Origin of the sequence: Cellulosimicrobium cellulans (genome assembly GCF_016921195.1) — a bacterium.
Classification (GTDB): domain Bacteria; phylum Actinomycetota; class Actinomycetes; order Actinomycetales; family Cellulomonadaceae; genus Cellulosimicrobium; species Cellulosimicrobium cellulans_F.
This window is the reverse complement of the sequence record NZ_JAFGYF010000007.1, coordinates 221,497-230,341: the sequence shown is the minus strand read 5'-3', so window position 1 is coordinate 230,341 and position 8,845 is coordinate 221,497. Positions and strand designations below refer to the sequence as shown.

Annotated in this window: 8 protein-coding genes; all 8 read right to left on the bottom strand. The window is 74.0% G+C overall.

Going from position 1 to position 8,845, the window contains the following annotated elements; genetic code table 11:
* Positions 1-482: 482 nt before the first annotated feature.
* The gene (gene tyrS / locus JN535_RS15550; protein ID WP_205206474.1) at positions 483-1,754 is read right to left on the bottom strand and encodes a tyrosine--tRNA ligase; all 1,272 of its coding nucleotides are present in this window, start codon (positions 1,752-1,754) and stop codon (positions 483-485) included.
* 173 nt (positions 1,755-1,927) lie between these two features.
* Positions 1,928-2,617: a DNA-3-methyladenine glycosylase gene (locus JN535_RS15545; protein ID WP_205206473.1), complete on the bottom strand. Its 690-nt coding sequence runs from the start codon at positions 2,615-2,617 to the stop codon at positions 1,928-1,930.
* A gap of 25 nt (positions 2,618-2,642) precedes the next feature.
* On the bottom strand, positions 2,643-3,299 hold the full coding sequence (locus JN535_RS15540) for a uridine kinase family protein (RefSeq protein WP_205206472.1): 657 nt from the start codon (positions 3,297-3,299) through the stop codon (positions 2,643-2,645).
* A gap of 25 nt (positions 3,300-3,324) precedes the next feature.
* Entirely contained in the window at positions 3,325-4,809 is a 1,485-nt protein-coding gene (argH, locus tag JN535_RS15535; protein ID WP_205206471.1) for an argininosuccinate lyase, read from the bottom strand.
* Positions 4,806-6,035, bottom strand: coding sequence for an argininosuccinate synthase (locus tag JN535_RS15530; RefSeq protein ID WP_205206470.1), 1,230 nt, complete (start codon positions 6,033-6,035; stop codon positions 4,806-4,808). The genes argH and JN535_RS15530 overlap by 4 nt, the downstream gene beginning before the upstream one ends.
* A gap of 87 nt (positions 6,036-6,122) precedes the next feature.
* Complete coding sequence (locus JN535_RS15525; RefSeq protein ID WP_043655538.1) at positions 6,123-6,659, bottom strand: arginine repressor; 537 nt, start codon at positions 6,657-6,659, stop codon at positions 6,123-6,125.
* A complete protein-coding gene (gene argF, locus JN535_RS15520) occupies positions 6,656-7,591 on the bottom strand; it encodes an ornithine carbamoyltransferase (RefSeq protein ID WP_205206469.1) in 936 nt (311 codons plus the stop codon). The genes JN535_RS15525 and argF overlap by 4 nt, the downstream gene beginning before the upstream one ends.
* On the bottom strand, positions 7,591-8,844 hold the full coding sequence (locus JN535_RS15515; RefSeq protein ID WP_205206495.1) for an acetylornithine transaminase: 1,254 nt from the start codon (positions 8,842-8,844) through the stop codon (positions 7,591-7,593). Before JN535_RS15515 ends, argF begins: the two co-directional genes overlap by 1 nt.
* Between the last annotated feature and the right edge of the window lies 1 nt (position 8,845).

The window sequence follows — 8,845 nt, the reverse complement described above, 5'->3', positions numbered from 1 at the left end:
GCATTGACTAACAAGCACACTGTTGAGTTCTCAAACAACCGACACACACCAACTCAGCACCACCCGACCGGGCAGAACCTCGCTTGGGGCAACTTCTCCACTCTACCAGGTCCTCGACGCCCCCTCCAACTCGGTGCTTCGAGCGGAGAAAGCCGGGGAACCAGCAGCCTCGATCGTGTGACGGCGCACGAGGCTCCGCGTCCTTCTCGAGGGGGTACCGCCCGGGGGACCAGCCACCGTCTCGTGCGATCGAGACTCGGTGTCCGTTCCTCCCTGCCGGGCGAACGTCGAGAACACTACACGCGCTCCGCGCGGGTGCCAAATCCGTGCGTTGCGCACCCTCGGCGCCGGCTCGGCACGCCCGTCCTGCGCCCCCACAGTGCCGGACGAGCGGCCCGCGCTCGGTGCGCAGCGACGTGACGACGAGGGGCCGGACCGCTCCATGCGGTCCGGCCCCTTCGTCCTCGCGGCGAGGCGGCTGCTCAGCCTGCGGCGCCGTCGGCCACGGCGACCCCGAGGGTCTTCTTCCCCCGGCGGAGGAGGGCGTACTGCCCGTGCAGCAGGTCGTCCGCCGCGAGGACGGCGTCCTCGCTCGTCACCTTGACGTTGTTGAGGTACGCCCCGCCCTCGGCCACCGCACGACGCGCGGCTGCCTTCGAGGCGACGAGCCCGGAACCCGCGAACAGGTCGACGACGGGGTCGCCCACCCGCGCCGTCGTGCGCGGCAGCTCGGCGACCGCAGCGCCCAGGGTCTCCGCGTCCAGACCGACGAGCTCGCCCCGGCCGAAGAGCGCCTGGCTCGCAGCGATCACGGACGCCGTCGCCTCCGCCCCGTGCACGAGCGTCGTGACGTCCGAGGCGAGCGCGCGCTGCGCCTCGCGCGCCCCCGGCCGCTCGCGCACCGCGGCCTCGAGCTCGGCGATCTCCTCGCGCGTGCGGAACGTGAAGATCTTCAGCCAGCCCACCACGTCCTCGTCCGCGGCGTTGAGCCAGTACTGGTAGAAGGCGTACGGGCTCATCATGTCGGGCGCGAGCCAGACCGCCCCGCCCTCCGTCTTGCCGAACTTGGTGCCGTCGGCCTTGGTGATGAGGGGCGTCGTGAGCACGTGCACGGCCGCGCCCTCGGTCTTGCGGATGAGCTCGACGCCTGACAGCAGGTTGCCCCACTGGTCGTTGCCGCCCGTCTGGAGGGACACACCGTGCCGGCGGTACAGCTCGAGGAAGTCGATCCCCTGGAGGATCTGGTAGCTGAACTCGGTGAAGCTGATGCCCTCCTCCGAGCGCAGGCGGCGCGCGACGGTGTCCTTCGCGAGCATCGTGCCGAGCCGGTAGTGCTTGCCGACGTCCCGCAGGAAGTCGATCGCCGACAGCTCGGAGATCCAGTCGAGGTTGTTCACGAGCCGGGCCGGGTTCTCGCCCTCGAAGTCGAGGAAGCGCGAGACCTGCGACTTCAGCCGCTCGGTCCACTCCGCGACGGTCTCCTTGGTGTTGAGCACCCGCTCGCCCGACTGGCGCGGGTCGCCGATCATCCCCGTCGCCCCGCCCACGAGCGCCACGGCGCGGTGGCCCGCGAGCTGGAGGTGACGCAGCACGACGAGCTGCACGAGGTGGCCGTGATGAAGGCTCGGCGCCGTCGGGTCGAAGCCGCAGTAATAGGTGATCGGGCCCTCGGCCAGCGCGGCGCGCAGCGCGGCCTCGTCGGTGGACTGCGCCACCAGGCCTCGCCATTGCAGCTCGTCGAGAACGTCGCTCACTTCTGCTCCTTCGTCAGGTGCCCACGGTCCGGGCACGTGCGTCGCCGCCCGTGCAGGCGGCGGGTCCTAGTCTGCCGTGCCGCGCGACCGCCGTCGGCCACCGCCCGCCGGACGGCCGGCGCGTCCGGCGGACCCGACGCCGTCGCGGCCGCCCGCGCGGCCCGACCGCGCGGTCACCGCGCCCTGGCGCTCACACGGCGGTAGGCCGAGACCGTCGGGTCGCCCGCGAGCCAGTAGCGCCACGGGTACAGGTCTCCGTCTCCCCCGTCACCCGAGACGCCGACGCGCGGGCCCGTCGCGATCGCCGGGCGCAGCGACCCGGCGGCCGCGCGGTGCAGCACGAGCTCGCCCTCGGGGTCCGTCAGCTCCGCGCCGTACTGGCGCAGGTCCAGGTCGAGCGCGACCGCGAGGCGCGCGGGACCCCGGGCGATCTGGCGGTCCGAGTCGCACCGCCCCGCGGCGAGCCGGCGCGACCGCGCGAGGTCGACGCCGTCGGTCACCTCACCCGCGCGCAGCAGGACGGCGGAGGCGCGGCCCACCGGCCCGCAGACCACGTTGACGCAGTGGTGCAGGCCGAGGTGCCGGTACACGTAGAGCCGGCCGGGCTCGCCGAACATCGCGCGGTTGCGTTCCGTCCGTCCGCGGAAAGCGTGCGACCCCGGATCGCGCTCGCCGTCATAGGCCTCGACCTCGGTGATCCGCAGCGTGACGTCACCGTCCGCGCTGCGCCGCGTGAGGAACGACCCCAGGAGGTCGCGCGCGACCTCGTGCACGTCGCGCGCGTACCAGCCTCGGGCCGCGACGTCCCACGGCCCGACGACGCGTGCCTCCCCGTTCGTCTGCGTCACCGCGTCCGTCGCCATCGCACCACCTTCCGTCGTCGGCAATCTACGCCTCGCCACCGTCACGCGAGCCCCGACGGCCGCTCGCACGGACGACGTTCCCCCAGCCGTCGAGCACGATGTCGGCGCGCTCGCGCGAGGCGTTGCGCGCGTAGTGCTCGCGCTCGTCCGCCATCCAGGCGAGCCAGTGCGCACGCTGCTCCTCGCCGTCCCGGTCGAGACCCCGGCGCAGCCGCACGTCGTCCGGGGCCTCGACCCACACGCGCAACGCGGCGACGCCGTCCGCCTCGCGGCGGCCCGCGCCGCAGCCCTCGACGACCAGGTAGGGCGCCGGGGCGACGTCGTGCCACTCGGCGAAGCGGTCGAGGTGCCAGTCGAACCGGCGGTACCGCCCCGTCCGGCCCTGGGCGAGAGGGTCGAGGACCCACTTCGCGAGACGGTCCCAGGCCGGTTCGAGCCCGCGCCAGCCCTCGTACAGGTCGTCCATGTGGAGGACCTGCGCGGGCAGCGCGTCCGCGAGCTGCGCGGCGAGCGTCGTCTTGCCCGAGCCGGCCGGCCCGTCGACCACCACGAGCCGCGTGCCCGACGGCGTCGCGCTGGTTCCCGCGGCCCCGTCGCCCGGCCGGGACGACGGGCCGAGGCGCGGGACGGCGTCGCGCACGCGGCGCACGAGGTCCGCGAGGACCCCCTGGTCGACGCTCACGCACGAGCCTCCGGCGCGGGCACCGTCAGCCCTGGGCCCAGAAGCGGTACTCGGCCGAGCGCTCCCTCGCCGCGTCGAGCTGCTCGGCGACCCGGACGGGGGCCGTGCCGCCCACGGCGTCGCGCGACGCGAGGGAGCCCTCGACGCTCAGCACGTCGCGCACGCCCGGCGTGAGGTGCTCGGAGATGCCCGCGAGGTCGTCGTCGGAGAGGTCCCACAGCTCGATGCCGCGCTCCTCGCACACGCGCACGCACGCGCCGGCGACCTCGTGCGCGACGCGGAACGGCACGCCCTGGCGCACGAGCCACTCGGCGACGTCGGTCGCGAGCGAGAACCCCTGCGGCGCGAGCGACGCCATGCGCTCGGTGTCGAACTCGAGCGTCGCGACCATGCCGGAGAACGCGGGCAGGAGCACCTCGAGCGTGTCGACCTGGTCGAACACCGGCTCCTTGTCCTCCTGGAGGTCGCGGTTGTACGCGAGCGGGAGACCCTTGAGCGTCGCGAGCAGGCCGGACAGGTCGCCGATGAGGCGGCCCGCCTTGCCGCGCGCGAGCTCGGCCACGTCGGGGTTCTTCTTCTGCGGCATGATGCTCGACCCCGTGGAGTACGAGTCGTGCAGGCGCACGAAGCCGAACTCCTTGGTCGCCCAGAGGATGACCTCCTCCGCGAGCCGCGAGAGGTCGACCCCGAGCATCGCGGCGACGAACGCGAACTCCGCGACGACGTCGCGGGACGCGGTGCCGTCGATCGAGTTCTCGACCGGGCCGTCGAACCCGAGCTCGGCGGCGACCGCCGCCGGGTCCAGGCCCAGCGACGAGCCCGCGAGCGCCCCCGACCCGTAGGGCGAGCGCGCGGCACGCACGTCCCAGTCGATGAACCGGTCGACGTCGCGCAGCAGCGGCCACGCGTGGGCGAGCAGGTGGTGCGCGAGGAGCACCGGCTGAGCGTGCTGGAGGTGCGTGCGGCCGGGCATGGCCGCACCCGGGTGCGCGGCGGCCTGCTCGATCAGCGCGTCGACGACGTCGAGCACGAGGCCCGCGATCGTGCGTGCCTCGTCGCGCAGGTACATGCGCGTGAGCGTCGCGATCTGGTCGTTGCGCGAGCGGCCCGCGCGCAGCTTGCCGCCGAGCTCGGGCCCGGCACGCTCGATGAGACCGCGCTCGAGCGCGGTGTGCACGTCCTCGTCGTCGTCGGCCGCGACGAACGCGCCCGACGCGACGTCCTCGCGCAGGCGCTCGAGCGCCGCGAGCATGCCGTCGAGCTCGTCGTCGTCGAGCAGCCCGGCGGCGTGCAGGACCTTCGCGTGGGCCTTCGAGCCCGCGACGTCCTGGCCCGCGAGGCGCCAGTCGAAGTGCGTCGACTTGCTCAGGGCGGCGAGCGCGTCGGCGGGGCCGCCGGCGAAGCGGCCGCCCCACAGGCTCACGCGCCCTCCCCCGCCGTCGGCCGCCGCCGCCGCGCCGTCCTCGACGGAGGCGGTGGTCTCCGGTCCCTGCTGGTCGTGCGTGCTCACAGTGCTCCTGCCCCGAGGTCCACACCGTTGCCGAACTTCTCGTCGCGCGCGGCGGCGAGCTTCGCGGTGAGACCGTAGATCTCGATGAATCCCTTGGCCTGCGACTGGTCGAACGAGTCGCCCTCGTCGTACGTCGCGAGGTTGAAGTCGTACAGGCTCGCCTCCGAGCGTCGGCCCGTGACGGTCGCGCGCCCGCCGTGCAGCACGAGGCGCACGTCGCCGGAGACGTATCGCTGCGTGTCGTCGATAAACACGTCGAGCGAGCGCTTGAGCGGGCTGAACCACATGCCGTCGTAGACGAGCTCGGTCCAGCGCTGCTCGACGCCGCGCTTGAAGCGGGCCTGCTCGCGCTCCAGGGTGACGTTCTCGAGCTCCTGGTGCGCGGTGATGAGCGCGATCGCGCCCGGCGCCTCGTAGACCTCGCGCGACTTGATCCCGACGAGGCGGTCCTCGACGATGTCGATGCGCCCGACACCCTGGGCGCCGGCGCGGCGGTTCATCTCCTGGATCGCCTGCAGCGGGGTCACGGCGACGCCGTCGAGCGCGACCGGGACGCCCTGCTCGAACGTCACGACGACCTCGTCCGCGACCGGCGGGAACGTCGGGTCGTCGGTGTAGTTGTAGACGTCCTTGGTCGGCGCGTTCCAGATGTCCTCGAGGAAGCCCGTCTCGACCGCGCGGCCCCACACGTTCTGGTCGATCGAGAACGGGTTGTGCTTGGTCGTCGCGATGGGCAGGGAGTGCTTCTCGGCGTACTCGATGGCCTTCTCGCGCGTCAGCGCGAGGTCGCGCACGGGGGCGATGGTCTTGAGCTCGGGGGCGAGCGACGTCGTCGCGACCTCGAAGCGGACCTGGTCGTTGCCCTTGCCGGTGCAGCCGTGCGCGACGGTCGTCGCGCCGAGCTGGCGCGCGGCGCGCACGAGGTGCTTGACGATGACCGGGCGCGAGATCGCCGAGACGAGCGGGTACCGGTCGAGGTAGAGGCCGTTCGCGCGGAGCGCGGGCATGCAGTACTCGGCGGCGAACTCGTCGCGCGCGTCGGCGACGTACGCCTCGACGGCGCCGCAGTCCAGGGCGCGCTGCCGGATGACCTCGAGGTCCTCCCCGCCCTGGCCGACGTCGACCGCGACGGCGACGACCTCGGCGCCCGTGGCCTCGGCGATCCAGCCGATGGCCACCGACGTGTCCAGGCCGCCCGAGTAGGCGAGCACGACGCGTTCAGTCATGACGGTCTCTTTCTGTGACGTGCGGGTGGGGTCCGGGGTCCAGTCTCGCAGGGCGCCACGGCCGCGCGGGGCGTGGTCCGACGGCGGTCAGTCCGGCGTGCCGGGGACGGGCCCGCCGTGGGGCCCCGAGAGCTCGAGGAAGCGCCGCGCGAGGTCGGCGCCGCCGTCGGGGTCGCGCGCGATGACGAGGATCGTGTCGTCGCCCGCGATGCAGCCGAGCACGTGCGGGAGCACCGAGTGGTCGATCGCGGACGCGAGGTAGTTCGCCGCGCCGGGCGGGGTGCGCAGCACGACGAGGTTCGCGGACGCCTCTGCCGAGACGAGCATCTCCGAGCACAGCCGCGCGAGCCGGGCCGCGAGGTACTCGGGCGACTCCGCGGTCTGCACGCTGCGGTCCCCGCCCTCCCCCGGCACGGCGTACACGAGCGCGCCCGAGGCGCCGCGCACCTTCTCGGCGCGCAGCTCGATGAGGTCGCGCGAGAGCGTCGCCTGCGTGACCGAGAGCCCCTCGCGCTCCAGCTCGCGCGCAAGCTCGGCCTGCGAGTGGATCTCGGTGCGGCGCACGATCTCGGCGATGCGCGCGTGGCGCGCCGTCTTGGTCGTCGCCGTGCGGGCCTCGGTCACGACCGCTCCAGGAGGAACGTGAGCAGCGCCTTCTGCGCGTGCAGCCGGTTCTCCGCCTCGTCCCACACGGCCGAGCGCGGTCCGTCGATGACCTCCGCGGTGATCTCCTTGCCGCGGTACGCGGGCAGGCAGTGCAGGACGATCGCGTCCTCCTTCGCGTGCGCGAGGAGGTCGTCGTTCACCTGGTAGGGCACGAAGGGGAGCGCGCGCTGCTCGGCCTCGGCCTCGTCCCCCATCGACACCCACGTGTCGGTCGCGACGACGTCGGCGCCCGCGACGGCCTCGACCGGGTCGGACGTGACGAGCACGGAGCCGCCGGTCTCGGCGGCGATCCGCTCGGCGTCGGCCACGAAGACGGGGTGCGGCGGGTACCCGTCCGGCGTCCCGACCCGCACGTGCAGGCCCGCGGTCGCGCCGCCGAGCAGGTAGGAGTGCGCCATGTTGTTCGCGCCGTCGCCGACGTACGCGAGCGTCTGGCCCGCGAGCGCCCCCGTCCCGCCGCGGAGCTGGGCGATCGTCAGGAGGTCCGCGAGGATCTGGCACGGGTGGAAGTCGTCGGTGAGCGCGTTGACGACCGGGACCCGGCTGATCGCGGCCATCTCCTCGATCCGGTCCTGGCCGAACGTGCGCCACACGATCGCCGACGCCTGCCGGTCGAGCACGCGCGTGACGTCCGCGACCGACTCGCGCACCCCGACCTGAGCGAGCCGGCCGTCCACGACGACGGGGAAGCCGCCGAGCTCGGCGATGCCCGTCGCGAACGAGAGCTGCGTGCGCAAGGTCGGCTTGTCGAACAGCACGGCGACGCCCTGCGGTCCGGCGAGCGGCTGGCGGAACGTGCGGTCGTCGCGGAACGCGAGGCCGATCTCGAGGACCTGACGCTGCTCGGCGGGCGTGAGGTCGTCGTCGCGCAGGAAGTGCCGGGGGGCCATCAGGAGCTCCTCGTCGTGGGGACGGTCGTGGGTGCGGGGTCGGCGGTGCCGGACGCGGCGCGGGCGGGCGCCGACGCGGCCGGCTCCTCGGGGACGGTGACCGTCGCGAAGAACGCGACGACGTCGCGCGCCTGGTCGGGCGTGAGGATCAGGGGCGGCGCGAGGCGGATCGCGTCGGGCGCGACGGCGTTCACGACGAACCCCGCGTCGAGCGCGGCGCGCGCGACGTCGGCCGCGACGGGCCGGGCCAGCTGCACGGCGAGCAGGAGCCCGCGGCCGCGCACCCCGTCGACGAGCGGGTTCCCGGCCCCGGCGATCCCGTCGCGCAGGAGCGCCCCGACGGTCCGCGCGTTCTCGAGCAGGCCGTCGCGCTCGATGACGCCGAGCGTCGCGAGCGCCGCCGCGGCCGCGACGGGGTTGCCGCCGAACGTCGTGCCGTGCTGGCCGCGGCCCAGCAGCGTCGCGGCGCGCTCGCCGTACGCGACCACCGCACCGACGGGGAACCCACCGCCGAGGCCCTTGGCGAGCGTGACGACGTCGGGCACGATCCCGCCGCCCACCTCGGGCTGCTGGTAGGCGAACCACGAGCCGGTGCGTCCGACGCCGGTCTGCACCTCGTCGAGCACGAGCAGCGCGCCGTGGCGCGCCGTGAGCTCGCGCGCGGCGACGAGGTAGCCCGGCGAGAGCGAGCGCACGCCGGCCTCGCCCTGCACGGGCTCGACGACGAGCGCCGCGACCTCGCCGCGGACCGCCACCGCGGCGGGCGAGAAGGCCTCCTCGAGCGCGGCGACGTCGTCGAACGCGACGAACTCGACGCCGCCCGGGAGCGGCTCGAACGGCTCGCGGTACGCGGCCTTCGACGTCAGCGCGAGCGCGCCCATCGTCCGCCCGTGGAAGCCGCCCTGGAGCGCGAGGACCCGCGTCCGGCCCGTCCGGCGCGTCATCTTGAACGCCGCCTCGTTGGCCTCGGTGCCCGAGTTCGTGAAGAACACGCGCGACCCCTCGGGCGCCTCCGCGAGCGCGAGCAGGCGCTCGGCGAGCGCGATCTGCGTCGGGGTGCCGAAGAAGTTCGAGACGTGCCCGAGCGTGCCGAGCTGGGCCGAGACCGCCGCCGTGAGCGTCGGGTGGGCGTGCCCGAGCGCGTTGACCGCGATGCCCGCGAGCAGGTCGAGGTACCGCTTGCCGTCGGCATCCCACACGTACGCGCCCTCGCCGCGCACCAGGACGCGCTGCGGCGGGCCGAACGTGTCCATG